Source organism: Sulfuricurvum sp. MLSB (assembly GCF_000747095.1).
Classification (GTDB): domain Bacteria; phylum Campylobacterota; class Campylobacteria; order Campylobacterales; family Sulfurimonadaceae; genus Sulfuricurvum.
Genome location: NZ_JQGL01000142.1, coordinates 23,805 through 46,017, shown reverse-complemented (window position 1 = coordinate 46,017; position 22,213 = coordinate 23,805). Strand labels below are relative to the sequence as shown.

The window sequence follows — 22,213 nt, the reverse complement described above, 5'->3', positions numbered from 1 at the left end:
GTATAACAGTTGGTTTTATTTTATCGTAAAATATCTTTGACGCTACATCGTTTCAGGTTCCCCGAGTATGGGTATAATTGCATTTATGAAACAGTTGGCAATTATCGGTTCCACCGCATCGGGAAAAAGCGATCTGGCCCTCACCCTCGCTCAAAATTGCAATGCCCTCATTTTATCGATCGATTCGCTCAGTATCTATCAAGAGATCGATATCGCATCCGCCAAACCGTCCAAAGAGGAACTTTGCCTTGTCGAACACTTCGGCATTAACCGCCTCTCTCCCGCGACCAACGCAAGCGTGGTAACATTTATCGATGAATACGGGCGTGCGAGCCATCAGGCAACCGAGCAGGGAAAAAACCTCATCATCGTCGGCGGCAGCAGCTTTTATCTCAAAAGCATGGTCGAAGGTCTCTCACCCATCCCCGATTTTTCCTCCGACACACTCCAAAAAGCCAAAGAGATGTTACTCGACCTTTCCCAAACGCACGAATTTCTAAGCCGCATCGATCCGGTTTCGATGGCAAAAATAACCCCCGGCGATGCATACAGAATCGAAAAGATGCTCCTGATCTATCTCCAAACTATGCTCCCGCCTTCAACGTGGTTTGCCCTGAACCCTCCGCGACCTGTCATTGCCGAATGCCCCGTGCTGGATCTTAAAATAGAGCGTGACGTATTGCGTCAACGGATCGCCTTAAGAACGGAAAAAATGATCGCTTCGGGATTGATCGACGAAGTCGCCGAGCTGGAGCGGCGGTACGGAAGGTTTCCCAACAGCATGAAGGCGATCGGGATCATCGAAACGCTGGGCTATCTTGATGGCAAAATTTCCAAAGAAGAACTGCGCGAGCTAATCACCATCCATACGGCACAGCTGGCCAAACGGCAGCAGACATTCAATGCGAACCAGTTTGCTTTAGCATCAAGCGGAAGTTCCGACGAACTCTTCACGATCGCGTCGAAGATTCTACAACAACCCTAGTGCATCTTTCGCCAGTTTTCCCCATGCCGAATTTTTGTCGGCTTTGATACTGGCATTGAATGCACCGCGCGCTTCAGCTTTGCGTCCCAATTTTTGGGCGACGGCACCGATAAGATACTGCTGGCGCGAGCGTTTTTCCGCATTCAGCTTTCGATTGTTGAGCGTTTTGAGCACCTCCAGCGCGTCAGCGTCTTTGTCGATGTTCTGAAGCGACTGGGCCAATGTAAACTCGATATACGGGCTTTGCGTATACGTTTTGGTACGCCCCTGCAGTACCATGACTTTGCGCGCATACGTCTGCAGCATTGCCTCATTCTTCTGTTTTAGTCCAAGGCTTACCATCTGCGTATAGCGTTCGATATCCTTGAAATCGCCCGGAAATGCCGTTTCAACCGCTTTGATGTAGCGGATCATCCCCTCGCTGTTACCGAGTCTTTGCGACGCGTCGTACATGACTCGATAAATCTCGTTCAGCGGTGGGTTCGGTTCCGTTGCAAGAAGTTTCACCAGCTCATTTCCCGCTTTGATTGCCTGCTTGTACTCGCCTAGCCCGAACTGTGTTTTGGCCATTCGTGACAGCCACACCTGTCTTTCCGCAATCGATTTGGCTTTTAGGTGGGTCTGGGCGATCTTTTTGGCGGAAGCGTACTGGGTCGTCTTGATCGCACAGTCGAACATCAGCCCGTCCCATTGGGGGAGAAGTTTGATCTTATACATTCGCTGAAGTGTCTGTGCTTCAACGCATTTACCCTCTTTTAGATACTGCTTTTGGAGCCCTATCGCACTTTGGGAAATGATGGCGTTGGTTTTGGGGTACTCTTCCGAGTCAAGGCGATGGAGCTCGTTCTCCATATCCAATACTTCTTTGTATTTTTTCTCTTTCAGCAGGAGCTGCGCTTTTTTATAAAGCGCTTTGCGTCCGACACTTTCATTTCCGTAACGTGAAATCAAATCATCGTATTTTTTTATCTCGCCGGTCGTATTGGATTCGCCTTCTTCAAAAAACAAGCCGTCTTTCGCACGGCGGACCTCTTCGATATACTCTCCGTATTTATAGGTTTTGAGGTATTCGTTCAGCCGCTTCATAGCTTCCGTTTTTCGGTCTGCCTGCGCCAGCCGCAATCCGAGGTTTCTGAGCAAAACTTCATGTGAAGAACTCTTTTTATCGGTATTGTTTAGCAACGCTTCGGCGATTTTGATCCCCGTTTTGAAATCTTTGCGATAAACGAATGTATCGGACATATTCGTTGCGTCGCTGCGCACTTTGCTCAAATATTTCGGATTGGCCTTGATGACTTTATCGACATACTCCGCCGCTTTTTCCGTATTTCCGCTTCCCAGCTCCAGCTGCGCCAGCTTGAACGCCGCTTGGGACGCCACTTCTACATCAGGGCTCGTTTCCAAAGCTTTTTGGTAATAATACATGGCTCTTTTGGGCGAGCCGGAAAATTCCAGCTGTTTGGCTTTGTAAATCATCCCGACCGCTGCATACGGGCTGTCGCCGTGTTCGTTGAACAACCGCTCATAAAAGTAATCGGCATCGGCAGTAAGGCCGTTTTTGCCGTAGGCATTCGCCGTATAGGCCAGTACTTCGGCAACCTGCTGATCCGAGGAGTAATCGCGCAAAAACTGTTTGGAGATTTCTATCACCCGCTCATAGTTTTCTTTTTCATGATACGCTCGGATCTGATGCAGCAGCAGCTCGTTTTTAAACACGGTATTGGGATAGTGTTTCAGCGTGTAATCGGCCAGGTCCAAAACCTTGTCATAGTTTTTGGATTCGTACGCTTTTTTCATCTGCATGTAGTCGGTCACGTCCTGCGCCCGCGCGATCTTGATCGGATTGCCTTTGAGGTCAAGCCCGCCGACGTAGGGTTCGATATTTTTTTCTATTTTGACCGGGAAGTTAAAAGCGGTCGGTTTCGGTGCGGGAGCAGCAACCAACGGTGGCGTATGCGCATATCCCAAAACGGTCCACTGTTTCGCTGTTTTGACGTCGCTTTCATACGTCTGCGATGCTTTGGTCAGGTCAAACGAAACAGGGTAAAGCTTCATTTTCTTTTTGGGAAGGATCGTAATGGTATATCCGCCCGCCGTTGCGGTACCCGTTATTTTGAGATACGCGTTGTCGATGGGAGAGAATTTTTGCGGAGCCAGCGGTGTGAAACGGCAATCTATGCGCTTCGTCTCACCGAATTCATTGTCCGTTGCCCGGCATTCAAACGGTGCAGTGTGCTGCAGGTGAAGAATACTGTAGGTTTGAGAATCTTCTTTGCCGCTTTGGAGCGTTAGCTCCATGGCAAAAAGGGGGAGACAGAGGGATAGAACTATCCAATATCGCACCATGCCCCCTTTGTGAATTAATAGCCGCTATTATACACGAATAATGTAATGACTTCCAAAAGCGGGTTCACGGCAAAAACGGCGAATATCGTTCCGACCGCCGCAACACCGATGATTGTTTTGAGCGACAAAGAGGCGTTCATCAGATAATACCCCTCATACCCGACCATCGGCTCTTTCATAAACATGAAGACAATCAGTTTAAGATAATAGTATCCCGCAATCGCCGAGTTTAGAGCCATGATGAGCGCCAACAGCGTATAGCCGGCGCTGACGGCTGAGCCGATCATGTATATTTTGCCCCAGAACAGACCGAACGGCGGAATACCCGCAAGCGAGAGCATAAACAGACCCATCATGATCGCCGCCATCGGCATTGTTTTGACCATACCGGAAAATTTCTCATACGGATGGTCTGAGCTTTGCCCCGGTAGCAGGTTTTTCTGGCGATTCACCCACAGCATTGTAAAGGCACCGAGGTTTGTGAAACTAAACAGCGCCCAATAAAGGAACAACCCCGTATTGGCCTGTGTCGTACCGATCAAAATCGCCGCCATGACGAATCCCGCATGCGAAATCGAGCTATACGCCAACATCCGTTTGACGTCGGTCTGCACCAGCGCCCAGATGTTCGCCGCCGTCATCGTCACGACAACTCCGATGTAGAGGATCACCTGCAGCCATACGACGCCGCTGTGAACGAGGAATTCAAACAAGCGCATTGCCACGACGAATCCGGCAATTTTCGGGACAATAGACATGTATCCGGCAAGTGCCGCCGACGAGCCTTCATAAACGTCCGGCGTCCACGTATGAAACGGAACCATAGAGAGTTTGAAACCGAACGCCGCAATCATGAAACTGACGGCGATCAGGACGTAGCCGATATTGCTGTAATGATCTTCTGCGAGTATCGTCGCGATCTGGTTGATCTCGACCGAACCGCTGATCGCATACAAAATCATCGCACCGAAAGCATAGAATCCGGCTGCCAATGCTCCCATTGTAAAATATTTGACCGCCGCTTCGAACGATTTGCGGCGATTGTGCAATGCGATAAGAGTGTACAACGCCAATGATGCCGTTTCAAGACCGACAAAAACGAGGATCAGGTTGTCCGTTGCTACCATGAACTGAAAACCCGCGATCATGAACAGGAACAGAGAAAAATACTCAGGATAGTTGTACTCATGGAACCGCTTGGATGTCAGCGCCAACGGGATAAAAAGCATCGAACCCGCAACAATGATGATCTGCGACAGAATGGCAATTCCGTCCATCAGCATCACGTCAAAGAATCCAAGAACCGTCCCGTTTTTCAGAAAGACACCGCCAAAATCGACCAAAGCCCCCAAATCAAGGAGCAAAAAGAGCAAACTGACCATGACATAGAGAGATTTGTGTAATCCCCCCTTGACAAGATCGATCACCAACATCGAAAGCGCACCGACGATGGCGATGAGCATAGGTGCCAGCGTTGCCAGATTCAGCGACGCCAGTGAAACATTGACAGGCTCCAACATTAGTGTGCCTCCTGCATTGAAATAATCCCGTTGGACTCAGAAAGGTTCGGGATGCGCTCTTTGGCTTCAGCGCTTTGCGCTTTATCGTGCATCAGCTGAATGACCGATTCAACGCTGTTGTTGATCGGTTCCAGCACCGGCTTGGGATAAACTCCCAACCAGATCGCGACGATGACCAGCGGTACGAGTCCGACCAGCTCGGTTTTGTTAAGGTCTTTGAGTTTTGTGTTCTCTTCTTTGCTCACCTGACCGAAAAACGCTTTTTTGTACGCCGAAAGCATGTAGATCGCGCCGACGATAATCGCCACCCCTGCGGTGAGGGTCAACATATGCGATTGCTTATAGAACCCGAGAAGACTCAAAAATTCCCCGACGAAGTTGATCGTCAACGGAAGCCCTACCGATGCCATCATCATGATCCCGAAAATTGTTGCGTAGCGCGGCATGACCGATGCCAATCCGCCGAATTCGCTCATCAGTTTCGTATGACGGCGATCATAAATCACGCCGACCAAAAGGAACAGCGCGCCGGAAACGACCCCGTGGGCGATCATCAAAAAGACCGAACCGCTCACCCCTTCAACGTTCAGGGCGAACGTACCGAGGATGATGACCCCCATGTGCGAAATCGAGCTGTAGGCGACGACTTGTTTGATGTCTTCTTGCGCGTACGCCACCATCGCCGTATAGATGATCATGATAATCGCGATGATGGCGATCGGAAACATGAAAAATACCGACGCATCCGGGAAAAGCGGAAGCGAAAAACGGACGAACGCGTAGGTTCCCATTTTCAGCAAAATAGCCGCAAGGATCACCGAACCGATGGTCGGAGCCTGTCCGTGCGCATACGGAAGCCATGTATGGAACGGAAACATAGGAACCTTGATCGCGAATCCGAGGAAGAACGCGACAAACAACCAGATCTGGAAGTTTTCCGGCAAAATCAGGCGATACCACTCCAGAATCGAAAAGCTCCATGTCCCGGTCGCTTGATAGTAAAAGTACGCCATAAAGAGCATACCGACGAGCATGACGAGCGATCCGGCAAACGTATAAAGGAAGAACTTGACCGACGCATAAATACGCAGCGGTCCGCCCCATGCACCGATAATATAGAGCATCGGAACGAGAGAAAGTTCCCAGAACACATAGAACACGATCGCATCCAGCGCCGCAAACACACCCACCATCGTCATCTCAAGGAACAACAAAGTGATAATCATGTCTTTAACGCGGCGCGTTTCGGTCAGAGACGCAATACCGATCAGCGTGAAAAACGTCGAAAGAATAATAATAAAGAGGGAAATCCCGTCAATACCCAGCAAATAATTGATTCCGAACGCCGGAATCAAAGGAGCCGCTTCCATGAACTGCATCCCTGAAACCATCGGATCGTACGCATACCATAGCCACAACGAGAGGAAAAATTCGATCCCCGCTACGGCGATACCGTACGCGCGGATGCTGTCTTGTCGGACAACAAACCCGAGCATTGCCGCCAATGCCGGGAAAAAAATCAAAAGCGATAAAATATGATCCATCATCATTACTCCTTAAGCGCCGACCGCGTTGTAACCAACGGTGAAGGCAACGGCAAGCGCCAGTAAAACGACCAGACCGACAACCATCCAGCGTAGCATGCTGGAGAGGTTCCCGTCCTGAATATCGCGTGTATTCTCACCCGTTTTGTAAATCGCGTTCGCGATCGCATCGACGGTTGCATCAACGATTTTAAGATCGATCTGTTTCCATGCGATGCGGGAAAGTTCCAAATACGGTTTCGAAAAAACCTCTTCGTAAAACTTCGGAATGTAATACTGATTCCACAAAAGTTTGTAGCAAAAACGGTTTTCCATTTTCGACGTTCCGTCCGGAACGCTGCTCCAGTTGGCGTATTTTTTGTACGCAAACACAATCGCCGCGATAACAAACAGCTGCGTTCCGATCGTCATGATCCAATACGTCATCTCACTGTGAACGTGGTACTGCGTCGAGGGAAGCAGATTGATCACCAGCTGATAATAGGTCATTTTGAATGCCCCGGCGATGATTGCCAGAACCAGCAGCGGTGACATAGCCACCAGCATGAATTTATACGCTTCATGCGGATGGATGCCGAACAGTTTGTAGCGCTCTTCGCCGTGGAAGATCAAAGCAACCAGACGGAAAGAATAGAATGCCGTCAAACCGGCCGTCAGTAACAATACGGTGTAAATGACGTAGTGGTGTTCAACGAATCCGACTTCCAGAATCAAATCTTTTGAGAAGAATCCGGCAAACGGATAGATACCCGCCAAAGCAACTGATGCAAGAGTCATCATCACGAACGTCCCTTTCATCACTTTGCGCAATCCGCCCATTTTAAACGGATCAAGTTCGTCGTGCATCGCGTGCATGACGTTACCCGCACCGAGGAACAGCAGCGCTTTGAAAAACGCGTGCGCCATCAGGTGGAACAACGCAACCCAGTACGCTCCCAAGCCTGCGGCTACAAACATATACCCCAGCTGCGACAATGTCGAATACGCGATGATTCGTTTCATATCGCGGTTCACCAGCGCCATAGACGCCGCGAAAAGGGCGACAAACGCACCGAGGCTGGCGATAAAGATGCCGACATTCGGAATCAAATCATAAATCGGATTCGCACGGACGACCAGATAAACCCCGGCCGTAACCATCGTTGCCGCGTGGATCAGAGCCGAAACAGGAGTCGGACCTTCCATCGCGTCTGCAAGCCATGTGTGCAGCGGGAACTGAGCCGATTTACCCATCGCTCCGATGAAAAGGAAAATACCGATCCAGGTGACCACGGCGATCGGAAGGTTGCCGACCTCTGCAAATACGACATCGTACTGAAGCGATCCAACATTCCAATACAGCAGGAAAATACCGATCAACATCCCAAGGTCGGCGATGCGGTTCATAATGAACGCTTCGTTCGCCGCCCAGGTTGCCGATTCTTTCTGGTACCAGAATCCGATGAGTCCCCATGAACACAGACCGACCCCTTCCCATCCGATGAAAAGCCCCGCAAAGTTGTCGCTCATGACGAGAACCATCATCGAGAACACGAATGCCGAAAGCCATGAGAAGAAACGGTTGAACCCTTTGTCGTGGTCCATATACCCGATCGAATAGACGTGTACAACGGTCGAAACGATCGTAACAACCATCATCATGACGACGCTTACCTGATCGACGACAAATCCGAACGGAATGTACAGATCTCCCGTCGCCATCCATGTCATCAGTTCAACATGAACCGTGTGACCGCTCATGACGTAGTTCAATAAAACAGCGCTGCTCACAAACGAAGCGAACAACAGAGCCGACGCCACATATCCCGTCAATTTCGTTTTCGGGGACATGCCGAACAGCGCCGCAAAAAGCGACCCGGCCAGCGGAGCGAAGAGTGCAATATATAAATAAAGTTCCATAGACTATCCTCGCATTGAAGTCATTTGATCAAGATCGATCTTGCCGGTACGTTTGTACCACACGATGAGCAGTCCCAAACCGACCGCTACTTCCGATGCCGCAATCGCGATAATGAAAAACGCAAACATTTGTCCGCTCAAATCGCCGATATAGTGGGAAATCGCCGCAAATGCGATGTTGGTCGCATTCAGCAAAATCTCGGTAGCGAAAAAAAGCAATAAAAGGTTTTTACGACGCATGACCCCGATCAAACCGATCGCAAACAATACCGCCGATAAAACCAGATAATGGGTAAGGGTAATTTCCATCAGTGTTCCCCTCTCTCTTGGTGTGTTTCAGTAGACGCATGCATCATCTCGATCTCTTCTTCGGCCATCAATGTGAGCGATTTGTCCATTTTCTTGCCGGCGAGGACGATCCCCGCGATCATAGCAACCAGCAGCATAACCGCCGCTACTTCAAACGGTACGAGGTATTTGGTAAACAATACCATTCCCACCGCTTGAGAGTTACCTACCCCCTCCTGAATCGGATAAAGAGCTTGAATGTTGTTGGAAACGATCGGAGCGACGACAATCGCAACAACCATAATGGCTGCCAACGTTCCAAGAATAAATACGATTTGCGGATTGGTCCGTTTTTCCACGACATTGCGGGTCGTATCAAAGAACATCATCCCGAACGCATACAGCGCCATTACCGCACCGGTATACACGATGATCTGGATAGCACCCAAAAAATCGGCTCCCAGAATAAAGAAAAACGCCGAGATAAAAATCATCCCTGCCGCCATTGCCGTCAACGCGTATAACGCTTGAGACGTCATTACGGTGATCGTAAACATCACAATCGTCAACGCCGCAAACAGATAAAAAGCAATTGCTTCAAACATACCTAAACTCCTTAATACGCAAGCGGGGTCTTTTTGACCGACGCATCGCTTCCCGGGATAACCGCACCGAAGCCCGGATATTCGGCCTGTTCACCTGCTTTGAGCAAATCCAGCGGGGTCAACATATCATCTTTGATGACAAAATGGGCACGCTGTTCCGAAGCGTTCTCGAAACGCGGGCCGTGAACGATCGCCAACTCAGGACATACTTCGGCACAGTAACCGCAGAAGATGCAGCGTCCGAGATTGATGCTGTACTCGGTGACCTCTTTGCGGCTGTTCTCGTCGATACGCGTGTCCATGCGGATACAATCGGAGATACAGATTTTTTCGCACAGCCCGCACCCGATGCAGCGCTCGTATCCCGATTCCCACAAACGCAACAGTTTATGAACCGCACGGTAACGCGGCCCGATCGGGAGTTTCTCTTTCGGATACTGCACGGTGTGGATATCAAATTTGATCATCTCACGCAGTACGACCCACAATCCGACAAACAGTTCGCCGCTGAACGTACGACGGGCAACCTGTTTGAATTTATCCCATCCGTTTTCGGGATAGGCTTCGATATCGACGAAATAATAGGCGCTTTGTTCGCTCACATTACGGTCTTTAAACGGTTCTTCATGATGCATAACACGTACCCCCTTAGAACATCATCACGATGCCGGTAACGATAACGTTGAGCACGGCGATCGGCATTAATACTTTCCAACACAACCACATCAACTGGTCAGGTCGGACATCCGGCCATGCGGCACGTGTCCAGAGGAAAAAGAAAAAGAAAAACGCTACTTTGAGGATCAGCTGTACCGCCCCCGCAATCGTACCGTCACCAAAACCGCCCAGGAAGATGATCGCCATCACAAACGAGATGAAGAACATATTGGCGTATTCACCGATAAAGAACAGACCCCAGCGCATACCCGAATACTCGGTACCGAAACCGTCGATGATCTCGTGGTCGTTGGCCACGAGGTGAAACGGCGTACGTCCCGTCTCGGCAAACGCGGCGATCCAGAAAAGGATAAACGCGACCGGCTGCGACCAGACGATCCAGTTCGTAATGCCGCCGGCTTGGTAGTTGTTGATATCGATCAGCGACAACGATCCGACCATCATCAACGGCGCAAGGAGGGATAGACCCGTAATGACTTCATAGGAAATGAAAATCGCCGCACTCCGAGCCGCCGAGATCAACGACCATTTGTTCGCCGATGCCATACCCCCAAGAAGCGGTCCGTAAAGACCGATGGCCATGACCCCAAGGACGTAGAGGATACCGACATTGATATCCGCAACGATCGGATGGACCGTATAACCCATAACGGTAAACTGAGGCCAAAACGGAATCGCCGCCGCCGCCATGAAAGCGGTCGCCGCGGTGATGACCGGAGCGATTTTAAAAATCGGCTTGACGACGTTCTGGGGAACGATGTCTTCCTTGGTAAAAAGCTTGATCCCGTCCGCCATAATCTGAAGCAATCCGTACGGTCCGACGTGCATCGGCCCGAGGCGGCGTTGCATAAACGCCAGAACCTTACGCTCGAAATAGGTTCCAAACCCTGCGAGCGCGGAAAAAATCAACATGATGACAACGATTTTTACGATCGTTTCGATAATGAATGCTGCATCCATTGTTTACACCTTTTGAATTGATACACTCGTAAAACGGTAACCGTCAAACAGTGCTTCGGAATTGATCTGCGTATCGAATGTCGGAAGATATGCGATATCTCCGTCGATTTTACCGTCACAAATAACGTTGACGACAAGCTCGCCGCGTGCCGTTTTGACACGAACGCGCTCACCTTCGCCCAAGCCGTTCGCTTCCATATACCCTTTGGAAACGTACACTCCGCCCGACCTTTGCAGCTGATGCGCACGTGCGGTGAACGCCGAGAACTGCAACACCGGATTGGCCAGATAGACGAGGCTTCCCGCCATTGCCGAGCGTGCATCGAACGCGGCAACTTTCTCATCGCCGCTTGTCGGCACCGCGACGTTCTCCATCACATACCCGCGTACCTCTTCACCGCTGTTGGTGTAGTAGTTGGGGAGCGCGTCGAATTCAAGCGCTTTGAATCCCGCCGATGCCGGAAGCTGCTTCGTGTATTCGACCGTATATTTGGTATTCAGCCCCAGTGCGTTGGCGATATCGTTCAGGACATATCCGCCGTACGAAAGCGCCGCATTGGTCGGATTGACCCGCTTGTCGATGCCCGTAAGGGTCCCCTCTTGCTGGTTCAGGGCCGGCATATCCAGATCGCCGTTGCCCAAAGCGCTGAGGGTGAAATCGCCTGCTACGTTGTAACCGACACAATAGCTTCCGCGTTCACTGTCCAGATCACAGATCATCGCAACCCCAAGAGTGTTTGAGAGGTTCGGAATCATCGTCACGCTGAACGGAGTGTATTTTTCGATCAGCGCAACCAGACGGGCGCAGTTCGCACTGTTAGTGTGGGTATACAGATCCGGCCCTACCATCAGCGCGAACGTCTCTTTTTTCGCCAGATATTTTTCCAGCGTTTCGGCGAATTTGTCACCTGCGTTCAGTAGCGCAAACAAAGCGTTGTCGTCGATTTCGACCTCTTTGGAGACTTTTTTCTTGACCGTCTTCGTCACTTCTTCGCTGACTTCTTCTTCGATCCCGGTCTCTTCGTTGAGGACTTTTTTCACGACCGTCTCGGTCACTTTTTCATCCACCATCTCATCGACGGTGACGGTTTTGGTCGAATGAAAGCCCGCCAGATACGAAACGATATCCGAAGGCATGGAGGCTTTGTCCCCGAAAAGATCGAGCATCAGGTACAGTGCCGCCTCTTCCATCATCGGAGCGTGCGCGATCTGCGTGACGTTCTTCGACATTTCCTGAATAACCGGATCGAGGATCGGATGGAAATAGAGCCCGGCACCTTTGTTCATGGAGAGCGCGTTGTTCATCGCGAAACGGGCATTCGGGTTGTCGGTTTTGAGCGCACTTCCGATTGAGACGACAAAATCGGCTTCGTGCACCTGTTTCAAATCCCCGCCGTAAAGCGATTTTCCGCTGATCGAAGCGTACGACGCAAGGAAATTTTTGAACACTCGCGCCTCTTCGTTGATCAGGCGGTAGCCGTATTTTTCTTTCAGCTTTTGAAGGATCAGTGCCTCTTCGTTGGTGATCGTCGAGGTAAACGCAATCGTATCGGCTTTTTTGAATGCCGCTACCGCCGCATCAAATGCGTGTACGTCTTTGGCGGCAACGCGGTTTTCGAAATCGTATCCGTAGCGTCCCGCACCGCACAAGGAGACGTAGTTCCATTCGTTTTTGACGCGATAGATTTTCTCGTCGGTATCGGCTATGCTCGTATGTTTGATGTCATAACTGAGCTGGCATCCCGCCGAACAATGAGCGCACGTCGCCGGGATCTGTTTGTGTTCCCATGCGTTTGAAGTGTACTGATAATCCGAACTGACCAATGCTCCGACCGGACATACCGCCGAACATTCACCGCAGTCGGTACAGTCGAGGGTATCGCCGCCGTTCGGGGCAATAAGCGATTTGTTCAGCTTGTTCCACATCGCATAGGCGTCTTTGGGCATCGACTCTTTGAACGCGGCATCGATCCCCTCGCTGCCACGTGCCACGGTCGAGAGGGCAGCGTCCCCGATCATGTCTTTACAGACGGTGATACAACGCTCACACATGATACACAATGCCGGATCGTAATGGATAAAGCCCCAGTCCTGCGCCGGTTTGTGCGTATCGGCAATGGAATAGGTCTGAGAATCGACACCGATTTCGAGTGTGTAGTTCTGAAGCTCGCATTCGCCCGACTGGTCGCACACGCCGCACTCAAGCGGGTGGTTAACGTCGTACACTTCCATGATCGCGCGGCGTTCCGCTTCGATATTGGGGGTCGTCGTCGTAATGTTCATCCCCTCTTTGGCTTTGGCATTACACGCATAGACCTGTTTGCCGTCGGCTTCGACCAGACAGATACGGCACGCCAGCGTCGGCGAACATCGCGTCAAATAACAGATTGCCGGAATAAAAATACCATTCGCACGCGCCGCATTGAGGATGTATTCGCCCTCTTGCGTCTGAACCGTGCGGCCGTCTATGGTAATCGTTATGTCACTCATACTTCACTCCCCACCCTCGAAATTTTTACCTTTTCGAACCGATAACGATCGTTCGCCGCACCGTACGCCCCGTCATACGAGGGCACCAGCGCCACGGTCCCTTTCATCTCGCCGTCGAGTACGAACATACGCTCTTCGCTTCCCGAGCCGAACTCAACGCGAATTTTATCACCGTTCGCAATTTTTGCGGCAGCCGCAAATTGAGCCGAACCGCGCAAAGCTGTATCTTTTTCGAGCTGTCGGCTTTGCGCCGTATACGCATTGAACTGATTCACCGGATTGCAGCGGTACACGACCGTACCGTTGAACTCCGGCAGATCTTCCACCTCTTCAAGCTCTCCGTCGGCTTCGACATCGACGTTTTCAAGGACATACCCCCGTCTGTCTTCGCCCAGCGGTCCGTAAAAGTTCCCCAGCGCGTCGAACTCGCTTCCGCTGAATCCGCTCGATACCGGCAGCTGCGCGGTGTAATCGATCGTGTTGGCGCTGCTTACGCCAAGACGCGAAGCAACATCGTTCAAGGTATACCCTTCAAACGCGACCGCGACGTTGGTCGGAAGTACCTGATGGTTGATGCTGACGAACGTCCCTTCCTGAGAATTCAGCGCCGGCAGCCGAAGCTGTACGTTGCCGAATGAGCCCATCGTGTAGACGCCGTGCGCGTTGTATCCGACCGCTTTCACATTCGCGCCGTCCGCATCAAGATCGCAGATGAGCGACACACCGACGGTATTGACGCTCGGTGCCGCAACAACAACCGAAAAATCGGTATACGCTTCGATCATGGCGCACAATCTCGCGATATTTTGCGCACGCCCGTGACTTAGCAGATCGCTTCCGATGATCAATGTTTTGCGTTTGGTGCGTGCAAAAGTTTTCGAGATCCGCTCAAACTCTTCGTCTCCGACATTGCTTTCGGCGCACAAGTACCCTTCGTCAAGGTCGTCAAAATAACGGCGTGTCTCTTCGCTGACATCGGCCTCTTTCAGCAACGTTTTGGCGAGCATCGCCGCAACGCCCTCTTCGGTTCCGACTTCGTATTTGACGTACTGTGTCACGACGTTTTGCAGCAGTGCGTCTTCAAGCGGATGCATGTAGACGACTTTCGCCCCGTTGTGGCGCGCAGCCGTCGTCATCGCGTAGCGGAGCGCCGGATTGTCCGTCGCGATTCTTCCGCCGAATACGATGACACCGTCGCTTTTCGCTACCGCGTCGATACTTCCGCCCGTGCTTTTTTTGCCGCTGATCGAGCCGTAGGCTTTCATGAAATCCTGATAGGCTCTGGCTTCTTCGTTGTACAGCTTGATTCCCGCACTCTCTTTGAGCTTTTGGAGGATATAGGCTTCTTCGTTGGTGATCAGCGAGCTGAAGCGGATCGCCTTGTGCTCTTGGATCGCATCGACGGCGCGGGCAAGCTCCGCTTCGTCTTTGGCCCCCTCGCTGCCGAAGTCAAAACCGAACCGTCCCGCACCGCACAAGGTTGCGTGTTCAAAGTCGTTGGTCACACGGTAAATCTTCGGTTTGGCGCCGAGTGCGTTTGACGTATGGCGCACTTCGTATACCAGCGAACATCCCGCCGAACAGTGCGCACACGTCGCAGGAATCTGGGTCAGTTCCCACGCGTTGGCACTGTACTGGAAATCCGAACTCACGAGCGCTCCGACCGGACAGACAGCGATACATTCGCCGCAGAACGTACAATCGAGTTTCTCGCTGTTTTTCGGCACGACGGAGGATTTGTATCCTCCGAACTGCAATTCGATGGCATCGTCTCCGATGATCTCGTTACAGACGTGGACGCATTTTTCGCACAGGATGCACAAGGAAGGATCGTAATTGATCAATCCCCAATGCTCGATTGTGCGGTGCTGTTCCTTGGCACTGAAATGCTGCGCCGAAACCCCGAATTCGAGTGTCTTGTTCTGAAGGTCGCACGCCCCCGACTTGTCGCACACGCCGCATTCCAACGGATGATTGACGTCATAGAGACGCATGATGTTCGTCCGCTCTGCCTTGAGGTTTTCCGAATCGATCGTGACAGAGAGCCCTTCGGTAGGTGGGGTCTGACAACTGAGGATGAATCCGTCGGTTTTGTCGGTCTCGACAACACACAGACGGCAGGATGCACACGGGGTCGTTTTTTCGAGATAACACATCGTCGGGATGTAAAAACCCGCTTTGCGGGCCGCTTGGAGAATCGTCTCCCCTTTTTGCGCGGTGACGGGCTGGCCGTTAATCGTAAAATTGATCATCCATCCCTCCTTAGTGCGCGACCATCGCGATGTAATAACAGCGCATGCAGCGCTCCGCTTCGGCTAACGCCTCTTCCTGCGTAAAGCCGTATTTGACTTCACGGTTGTTGTCTTTGCGCTCATCCACGGTGAGCACTTCGCTGTGCGCTCTAGGAAGGCCCGGAAGCCACCCTTTGATTTTCTCTTTCTTATCATAGACTTTGAGCTTGCGCAGGTGGTCTTCCATAATCTCATCGTCGCTCAGCGTGATCTCGCCGCTCTGGACATAGCGGGCCATCACCGATGCGGCCCGTTTGGCCTGACCGACGGCGTTGACGATCGTCATCGGGCCGTATTCGCAGTCGCCCGCCGCAAAGATCCCTTTGCGAGAGGTCATGTAGTCCTTGCCGTTGGTTTTGATCGTCGCCCATGAGGTGCGCTCGATCTCCCACTCTTCGGGGAGGAGTTTGAGATCGGCGCTCTGAGATACGGCCGGAATCAGGTAATCGACGTCGATATCAAAAGATGCCCCATCGATCTTCTCAAGCGTCGGGCGTCCGCCGTTCGGGTCTGGAACGAGTTCGAAACGGTCCACCGTCAACGATTTGAGAACGTCGTTTTCGTCGTTCATTTTGGCGACTGCGGAGTGGAAAATAAACTCGACCCCTTCTTCGACCGCTTCGTGATACTCTTCGTACGTCGTGTTTTTGATGATCGTCGCTTCGTCGCGGCGGTACAGCATGATCACTTTTTTCGCACCGGCACGGATTGCGCAGCGGACAACGTCCATCGAGGTAAACCCGCCCCCGACGCACGCAAGCGTTTTGCCGCTCAGGTCGACGAAATTGGCCGGAAGCATGTGCCGCTTCTGGTCCGCTTCGGGAACCATGATGTCGTATTTGACCTGCAGGTTCACTTTGTCCAAAAAGTCGATGGCTCCCCAGTATCCCTGAATCTCGGGACGTTCGTTGTCACAATAGACTTTTTTCGAAATACGCGTTCCGGTAGCGACGAGGACCGCGTCATAATCGTTTTCAAACTGACGCATCATGTCGGCGGTGACTTTCGTATTGGTGATGAAGTTTACCCCAAGATCACGGACCGCTTCGATGTCCTGATTGTACTTGTCGATCGGCATGCGGTATTCGGGAACCCCGACCGCCACCTCTCCACCGAGGACCGGAAGCTCTTCGTACACGTCGACGTCGACACCTTCAAGCGCCAGATAATACGCTCCCGTAAGACCCGCAGGGCCCGCGCCGATCACCGCCACTTTTTTGCCGATAGAGGGCTTCTTCTGCGCAGGGTGGAAAAATCCGAATCCGTGATCGGTCTCGTAATCGGCACCCAGACGTTTGAGCTCCATGATAGAGATCGCCTCGTCCAGATTCGTACGGCGGCATTCGGTCTCGCACGGATGCGGACATACACGGCCGCACGTGTGGGCCAGAGGCATCGTCTGGCGCGTCGCCATCAGCGAATCGTCAAAACGCAAATCGCGCACACCCTCGATGTAGGCGGGGATGTCAACATGCGCCGGACAGGCGTCCATGCACGGAGCGGTGATTTTAGCGATGTAATTCGTATCGTGCATATGGTAATGCTTGGAAGGTTTTTGTCCTTCGATGCACGCCATAAATTCCGACTCGAAGTGATTCATCAGATCCAGCAGAGGGTTCGGAACGGTTTTGCCGATCTCGCATTTGGAGGTTTCCTGCATCGTTTTAGAGACCTCTTTGAGATGCTCCATGTCCGAAAGAGCACCTTCGCCGCGAGCGATTTTGTCGAGCAGATCATACAGGATCCGTCCGCCCCAACGCCCCGGAGCACAGCGGCCGCATGCCTCGGAATAGACCTGATACTGCGCGGCGTACTCCGTCGCCAAACGTACCACATCCACATCCGGGCTGAAAAGCGCTACGCCGTCCCAGCCGATAAAGGCTTTCGAAGAGGCATGCTCGTTGTATTCCAACGGGAGGTTATACGCAGATTTTTCCCACTCTTCATCGGCTTTGCCGATGTTGTTGATCTGCTCACCGCGCCACGTGGAGAAATAGACTTTACTCACAACGGTTCCTTATTTTTTGACCACAATGGTCCAGTCGGCTTCGTTGAACTTCAGAGAGTTCATCAGCTCGCATCCGAGTTCTTTAACCAAATCGGCCGACTTTTGAATCGGAGAAAAATCGCCGATCTCAAACAAAAAAATGATCACTTCGCCGCTTTGTGCTTCCGTTTTAAGGATAGAACCCATGCGGTCGTAAAAGTCACCTTTGAGGTGACGCAAATCGTAGCGTTTCACTGCATGCTCCTCTATTAGCGGTCTACTTCACCGAAGACGATATTGGTCGTCCCGATGATTGATACAACGTCAGGGATATAGTGTCCCGGCAGCAGATCGGTCAAAATACCCGTATGCCAGAAAGACGGCGCGCGGAGTTTAAGACGGTACGGATAGGCTCCGCCTTGGGAATTGATGAAATACCCCAGTTCCCCTTTCGGAGACTCGGTCGCGACATACACTTCACCGACCGGCGGACGCATCCCCTGCGTCACGAGGACAAAGTGCTGCATCAACGAGTAGTTTTGGGTCATGATGTCGATTTTAGGAGCCGAAATGTACTGCGGCGCATGGGCCATCAACTCAGGGCCGGTCCCTTCATACATGTCGATCACCTGATACAGGATTTTCGCGGACTCGCGCATCTCTGCCATGTAAAGTTTGTAACGCGCGTAGTTATCGCCTTTGTCTGAAACCGGAACATTGAATTCCACTTCGTCGTAAAGCTCGTACGGCTCTTCTTTGCGGATATCCCACTCGACGCCCGATGCACGCAACATAACGCCCGAACATCCCCAGCTGAGCGCCATCTCTTTGGAAATCACACCCACGTTTTCCATACGCATTTTCCAGATACGGTTGGTATCGAGAAGATCTTCGTAGTCTTTGATGTTCTCCGGCAGTTTGTCAAGGAACTTGCGCAGGTCTGCGATAAAGTTATCCGGCAAGTCAAGCGGGACACCGCCGATGCGGACCGCCGCGTGCGTCAAGCGCGCGCCGCAGTAATCCTCGATCAAATCCATCAGATATTCGCGCTCGCGGAACGCAAACAGGAACACGGTCATCGCCCCGATATCCAGAGCCGTCGTCGCGAGCCAGAAAAGGTGCGACATCAGACGGTTCGTCTCAAGGAGCATCATACGGATTACTTTCGCACGGCGCGGTACTTCAAGACCGATGAGGCGTTCTACCGCAAGGGCAAATCCGTAGTTGTTCGAGCTTGACGCGATGTAGTCCATACGGTCGGTCGTCGGCATGAACTCGTTGTAGATCATGTTTTCCGCCATCTTTTCCATACCGCGGTGAAGATACCCGATGTCCGGATGGGCTTTGGTGATCTGTTCTTGCTGCAAATGCAGCATCAAACGCAACTGTCCGTGCGCAGAGGGATGCTGCGGACCGAAGTTGAGGATCAGCTCATTGTCGTCGCGGTCAAACGTAATATTTTCGAAAAAAGGTCTAAGTCTATTAGATTGTTGCATGCTTGATCCTTAACGGTCGCGATCGGAGATCGTAACGGTTTTTTGTGCGTCGAATTTCTCGATCATAAAGGCGCCGCCTTCTTCTTGATACTGAATGAGCGTATCCGGCTCACCCTGAGTGATGTCGGTGCCGCGCGGTACTTCGTGTCCGAGGCGCGAAAAACGCTCGGTGTCGTAGCGGTCGACCCGTGCAGGATCGCGGTTTTCCGGCCCGATGATCTCACGCGCTTCTTTTCCGAAGATTTTGTCCACTTCGTACCATTGAGCGAATTCGTCCCCTTGAAGCGGGTAGGTTTTGCGAAGCGGATAGCCTTCCCAGTCATCCGGCATCAAAATACGTTTCATGTACGGATGGTTGTTGATGACGATCCCGAACATGTCGTACATCTCACGCTCGCTCCAGTCGGCGGAACGGAACAGTTTCTCAACGCTCTCGATCGACTCTTTTTCGCCGATTTTGCATTTGATACGGAGGCGTTTGCGCTTGGACATACTAAGCATCTGATAGAATACTTCGAATTTTCCTTCCTGGGCAAGCCAGTCGATCGCGCTCAGTTCGGAAAGCTGATTGTACTCACGTTCATTTTTCAACATTTTGATTACGCCGAAATTGTCCGTAGCATTGATCACGACAACCATTTGACCGACTTGGATATACGCATCCAGAACTTCGAATGAAGCTTTGATCGCTTCAAGGTCGGCGGCAAATACTTCGTCTTCGCTCACATCGCTTTTGGCTACTTGAGGAGCAACCCAGTAACGGTCGGTGTAATAGGGTTTTTTCTGTACATCGTCTTTAGGGGTGTAAGCTCTCATTACATCAACCTTTTTGGTTTTTGTGATTTATTCGCACTTTCGCGGCGGATTTTTTGCTGTAGCAGCATTACCGCGTATTGAAGCGTTTCCGGGCGCGGAGCGCAGCCGGGCAGGTAGAGGTCGACCGGGATAACGCGGTCCACACCCTGCACTGTCGCATAGGTGTTGAACATACCGCCGGTGTTGGCGCATGAACCCATTGAAATAACCCATTTGGGTTCCGTCATCTGGTCGTACAGACGGCGGATGAATTCGGCGTGCTTTTTGGTCAGCGTCCCTGCCACGATCATCAACTCCGCCTGACGCGGAGATGCACGGAAAATCGTCCCGAAACGGTCGAAATCGTAGCGCGATGCACCCGAAGCCATCATCTCGATACCGCAGCATGCCAATCCGTAGGTCAATGCCCACAGTGAGTTCGAACGCCCCCAGTTGACGACTTTGTCAATGGTGGTCAATGCGACGGGAAGACCGCCGTCTTTGAGATAATTTACTTGATGTTGTGCCATTCGAGCGCCCCTTTCTTCCAAGCGTAAACAAATCCGATTGCCAGCAGCAGGATGAACATCATCATCTCGGCAAAACCGAACCAGCCGAGGAGTTTGAAATCAATTGCCCATGGGAACATAAACACGATCTCCACGTCAAACAGCAAAAATAACAACGCAAACAGGTAAAACTGCGTCGAAATACGGTTAGGCTGTTTGGTCACCTCCGGTCCGCATTCGTACACCGTAAGTTTCAGCTTTTCCGTGTCTTTGGCCGCCAAAGCGCGGCTGGCAAGGCGTGCGATAACCGTCGTGGCGTAAAATGCCCCGAACGTCAGCACGAACAGTACAAATACCCCGAAATAAGGGTTTGCGACGTTGTAATGCTCCATTAATTCCGACCTTTTGTGGTTGATGGCATACTTGTCAACAGCCCGAAACTGCCGTTGAAAGTACGGTTTCTCTAAAAACAGTTGTTGCACTATAACAAAAAGAGGATTAAACAAACCCTTATCGAATCGATATTTTCGGGAAGCTGTAACGATAGGGAACATCGCCAAGCGGCAGGATGGGGAATTATGTTATATTTTGTAACACTATGGCAAGAAATGACCTTCAACGTATCAAATTGCTACAATCTTGTGAAGGCACTTTTGCCCGTGCAAGGGGGAGATGAGAGCACTTGTGCTACTTTTCGAAGCAAAATGCTATCTTATTGTTTTTCCTGAAGCATTTGGTCAAGGATGGCAAATACGCCGTCGCTGGCATGTTCCATCTCTTCAAATGCCCGCACGAGTGCATCCGATCCGACCGTTTCCGTATGCATCAGATCGAAAATTTTGTGGGTCGTATTATGAACCACCGAGTGGGGCGATTCCAGCGTAGTATAGCTCGGCGTTTGCTTGAAAAATTGAGCCCCTTCGCCCTGCTCGTACCATTTTCCGAGACGGCAGTTGTGATGGTCGACAAACGTAAACTGCTCTTTTCGGGTCACGGCGGAAAGATACGTATTGACTTTCCACAACACATGGTCGAGTTTTGCCAGACTCATAAAGACCCGTTCCGCAGTATGTTCGGTACTGCCGAACGTCTCGCGCATCATCTGTGCGTTCGTGTGCATATGGGAATTAAAACTGGCGATAGAGGCGTTCGATTCGGAGATGGTTGACTGAATATCTTCGAACTTCTCGCCGATCGTCGTGACGTCCTGCTTCATCGATTGCAGCGAAATATGAATCTCGCTGATCGCTTTGTCGGTGCGGTCGGCAAGCTTGCGCACTTCGTCGGCAACGACGGCGAATCCACGTCCGTGTTCCCCCGCACGCGCCGCTTCGATGGCGGCGTTGAGCGCCAGCAGATTGGTCTGATCCGAAATATCCTTGATGAGCCCTAAAATACTCGCCACATCCTGCGCCCGCTCCGAGAGCGCTTGTACGGTTTCCATCGAATCAAGGGCCAGTGCATTCAGCCCTTCGAGCGTCGTGGAAATTCCCGCTGCTTTGTCTCCGAGATCAATGATGTTTTCAAGCAATGACGTCGACTGGGTGATATTTTCCCGTGAAGAGGAAACGGAAGCGGCCATGTTTCCTTGAATATCTGCCAGATTACGCTTTAGCTGCTCATTTTGGTAGGTCATGAGCGCTGTTGCGTTGCCGTATTCAGGGCTCGCCTGTTCGGCAAGCAGCGTCTCCTGCTCGCGAAGACGTTCCGAAAGTCTCTCATTCTCTTCTTTCAGCACTTCGTTCTCTTTTTTCAGCTCTGAAAGCTCATTTTTTAGTGCCAAATCATCACTAAACCAGCCCATCGATTCTCCTTCGATC

At 51.5% G+C, this 22,213-nt stretch carries 18 protein-coding genes; 1 reads left to right on the top strand and 17 read right to left on the bottom strand.

Annotated elements, in window-relative coordinates; translation table 11 throughout:
* Positions 1 to 85 precede the first annotated feature (85 nt).
* Positions 86 to 985, top strand: coding sequence for a tRNA (adenosine(37)-N6)-dimethylallyltransferase MiaA (gene miaA, locus JU82_RS10565; RefSeq protein WP_037950469.1), 900 nt, complete (start codon positions 86 to 88; stop codon positions 983 to 985).
* Here the strand turns inward: miaA and JU82_RS10560 are convergent.
* The 17 genes from JU82_RS10560 to JU82_RS10480 form a co-directional block, all read right to left on the bottom strand.
* Complete coding sequence (locus tag JU82_RS10560) at positions 971 to 3,328, bottom strand: tetratricopeptide repeat protein (protein WP_037950422.1); 2,358 nt, start codon at positions 3,326 to 3,328, stop codon at positions 971 to 973. The two genes, miaA and JU82_RS10560, sit on opposite strands and share 15 nt — an antisense overlap.
* 17 nt (positions 3,329 to 3,345) lie before the next feature.
* Entirely contained in the window at positions 3,346 to 4,851 is a 1,506-nt protein-coding gene (gene nuoN / locus JU82_RS10555) for an NADH-quinone oxidoreductase subunit NuoN (RefSeq protein WP_037950419.1), read from the bottom strand.
* Positions 4,851 to 6,398, bottom strand: a complete 1,548-nt coding sequence (locus JU82_RS10550) for an NADH-quinone oxidoreductase subunit M (protein WP_037950417.1) — start codon at positions 6,396 to 6,398, stop codon at positions 4,851 to 4,853. The genes nuoN and JU82_RS10550 overlap by 1 nt, the downstream gene beginning before the upstream one ends.
* Positions 6,399 to 6,407: 9 nt before the next feature.
* Positions 6,408 to 8,294, bottom strand: coding sequence for an NADH-quinone oxidoreductase subunit L (gene nuoL / locus JU82_RS10545; RefSeq protein WP_037950414.1), 1,887 nt, complete (start codon positions 8,292 to 8,294; stop codon positions 6,408 to 6,410).
* A 3-nt stretch (positions 8,295 to 8,297) separates the two neighbouring features.
* Positions 8,298 to 8,603: an NADH-quinone oxidoreductase subunit NuoK gene (gene nuoK, locus JU82_RS10540; RefSeq protein WP_294892854.1), complete on the bottom strand. Its 306-nt coding sequence runs from the start codon at positions 8,601 to 8,603 to the stop codon at positions 8,298 to 8,300.
* Positions 8,603 to 9,187, bottom strand: coding sequence for an NADH-quinone oxidoreductase subunit J (locus JU82_RS10535; protein WP_037950408.1), 585 nt, complete (start codon positions 9,185 to 9,187; stop codon positions 8,603 to 8,605). The genes nuoK and JU82_RS10535 overlap by 1 nt, the downstream gene beginning before the upstream one ends.
* An 11-nt stretch (positions 9,188 to 9,198) precedes the next feature.
* Complete coding sequence (nuoI, locus tag JU82_RS10530; RefSeq protein WP_037950406.1) at positions 9,199 to 9,822, bottom strand: NADH-quinone oxidoreductase subunit NuoI; 624 nt, start codon at positions 9,820 to 9,822, stop codon at positions 9,199 to 9,201.
* Between the two features lie 13 nt (positions 9,823 to 9,835).
* Positions 9,836 to 10,825, bottom strand: a complete 990-nt coding sequence (gene nuoH, locus JU82_RS10525) for an NADH-quinone oxidoreductase subunit NuoH (protein ID WP_037950403.1) — start codon at positions 10,823 to 10,825, stop codon at positions 9,836 to 9,838.
* Positions 10,826 to 10,828: 3 nt separating this feature from the next.
* Positions 10,829 to 13,315 carry an NADH-quinone oxidoreductase subunit G gene (locus JU82_RS10520; RefSeq protein WP_037950400.1) on the bottom strand — a complete coding sequence of 829 codons (2,487 nt, stop codon included), beginning with the start codon at positions 13,313 to 13,315 and terminating at the stop codon, positions 10,829 to 10,831.
* Positions 13,312 to 15,567, bottom strand: a complete 2,256-nt coding sequence (locus JU82_RS10515; protein ID WP_037950397.1) for a 2Fe-2S iron-sulfur cluster-binding protein — start codon at positions 15,565 to 15,567, stop codon at positions 13,312 to 13,314. The genes JU82_RS10520 and JU82_RS10515 overlap by 4 nt, the downstream gene beginning before the upstream one ends.
* Positions 15,568 to 15,577: 10 nt before the next feature.
* Positions 15,578 to 17,614: an FAD-dependent oxidoreductase gene (locus tag JU82_RS10510; protein WP_037950394.1), complete on the bottom strand. Its 2,037-nt coding sequence runs from the start codon at positions 17,612 to 17,614 to the stop codon at positions 15,578 to 15,580.
* A 9-nt stretch (positions 17,615 to 17,623) separates the two neighbouring features.
* The gene (locus JU82_RS10505; protein ID WP_037950391.1) at positions 17,624 to 17,848 is read right to left on the bottom strand and encodes an NADH-ubiquinone oxidoreductase subunit E family protein; all 225 of its coding nucleotides are present in this window, start codon (positions 17,846 to 17,848) and stop codon (positions 17,624 to 17,626) included.
* Between the two features lie 14 nt (positions 17,849 to 17,862).
* Positions 17,863 to 19,089: an NADH dehydrogenase (quinone) subunit D gene (gene nuoD, locus JU82_RS10500; RefSeq protein WP_037950387.1), complete on the bottom strand. Its 1,227-nt coding sequence runs from the start codon at positions 19,087 to 19,089 to the stop codon at positions 17,863 to 17,865.
* A gap of 9 nt (positions 19,090 to 19,098) precedes the next feature.
* Positions 19,099 to 19,905, bottom strand: a complete 807-nt coding sequence (locus JU82_RS10495) for an NADH-quinone oxidoreductase subunit C (RefSeq protein ID WP_037950384.1) — start codon at positions 19,903 to 19,905, stop codon at positions 19,099 to 19,101.
* On the bottom strand, positions 19,905 to 20,414 hold the full coding sequence (locus JU82_RS10490) for an NADH-quinone oxidoreductase subunit B family protein (protein WP_037950381.1): 510 nt from the start codon (positions 20,412 to 20,414) through the stop codon (positions 19,905 to 19,907). Before JU82_RS10490 ends, JU82_RS10495 begins: the two co-directional genes overlap by 1 nt.
* Positions 20,396 to 20,785, bottom strand: coding sequence for an NAD(P)H-quinone oxidoreductase subunit 3 (locus JU82_RS10485; RefSeq protein ID WP_037950377.1), 390 nt, complete (start codon positions 20,783 to 20,785; stop codon positions 20,396 to 20,398). The genes JU82_RS10490 and JU82_RS10485 overlap by 19 nt, the downstream gene beginning before the upstream one ends.
* A 320-nt stretch (positions 20,786 to 21,105) precedes the next feature.
* The gene (locus JU82_RS10480; RefSeq protein WP_037950373.1) at positions 21,106 to 22,197 is read right to left on the bottom strand and encodes a methyl-accepting chemotaxis protein; all 1,092 of its coding nucleotides are present in this window, start codon (positions 22,195 to 22,197) and stop codon (positions 21,106 to 21,108) included.
* Between the last annotated feature and the right edge of the window lie 16 nt (positions 22,198 to 22,213).

What these genes read in the sequence shown, in the direction of transcription:
- miaA (WP_037950469.1), top strand. Translation starts at nt 86, where the DNA reads ATGAAACAGTTGGCAATTATCGGTTCCACCGCATCGGGAAAAAGCGAT.
- nuoN (WP_037950419.1), bottom strand. Translation starts at nt 4,851, where the DNA reads ATGTTGGAGCCTGTCAATGTTTCACTGGCGTCGCTGAATCTGGCAACG.
- JU82_RS10550 (WP_037950417.1), bottom strand. Translation starts at nt 6,398, where the DNA reads ATGATGGATCATATTTTATCGCTTTTGATTTTTTTCCCGGCATTGGCG.
- nuoL (WP_037950414.1), bottom strand. Translation starts at nt 8,294, where the DNA reads ATGGAACTTTATTTATATATTGCACTCTTCGCTCCGCTGGCCGGGTCG.
- nuoK (WP_294892854.1), bottom strand. Translation starts at nt 8,603, where the DNA reads ATGGAAATTACCCTTACCCATTATCTGGTTTTATCGGCGGTATTGTTT.
- JU82_RS10535 (WP_037950408.1), bottom strand. Translation starts at nt 9,187, where the DNA reads ATGTTTGAAGCAATTGCTTTTTATCTGTTTGCGGCGTTGACGATTGTG.
- nuoI (WP_037950406.1), bottom strand. Translation starts at nt 9,822, where the DNA reads ATGCATCATGAAGAACCGTTTAAAGACCGTAATGTGAGCGAACAAAGC.
- nuoH (WP_037950403.1), bottom strand. Translation starts at nt 10,825, where the DNA reads ATGGATGCAGCATTCATTATCGAAACGATCGTAAAAATCGTTGTCATC.
- JU82_RS10520 (WP_037950400.1), bottom strand. Translation starts at nt 13,315, where the DNA reads ATGAGTGACATAACGATTACCATAGACGGCCGCACGGTTCAGACGCAA.
- JU82_RS10515 (WP_037950397.1), bottom strand. Translation starts at nt 15,567, where the DNA reads ATGATCAATTTTACGATTAACGGCCAGCCCGTCACCGCGCAAAAAGGG.
- nuoD (WP_037950387.1), bottom strand. Translation starts at nt 19,089, where the DNA reads ATGCAACAATCTAATAGACTTAGACCTTTTTTCGAAAATATTACGTTT.
- JU82_RS10495 (WP_037950384.1), bottom strand. Translation starts at nt 19,905, where the DNA reads ATGAGAGCTTACACCCCTAAAGACGATGTACAGAAAAAACCCTATTAC.
- JU82_RS10490 (WP_037950381.1), bottom strand. Translation starts at nt 20,414, where the DNA reads ATGGCACAACATCAAGTAAATTATCTCAAAGACGGCGGTCTTCCCGTC.
- JU82_RS10485 (WP_037950377.1), bottom strand. Translation starts at nt 20,785, where the DNA reads ATGGAGCATTACAACGTCGCAAACCCTTATTTCGGGGTATTTGTACTG.
- JU82_RS10480 (WP_037950373.1), bottom strand. Translation starts at nt 22,197, where the DNA reads ATGGGCTGGTTTAGTGATGATTTGGCACTAAAAAATGAGCTTTCAGAG.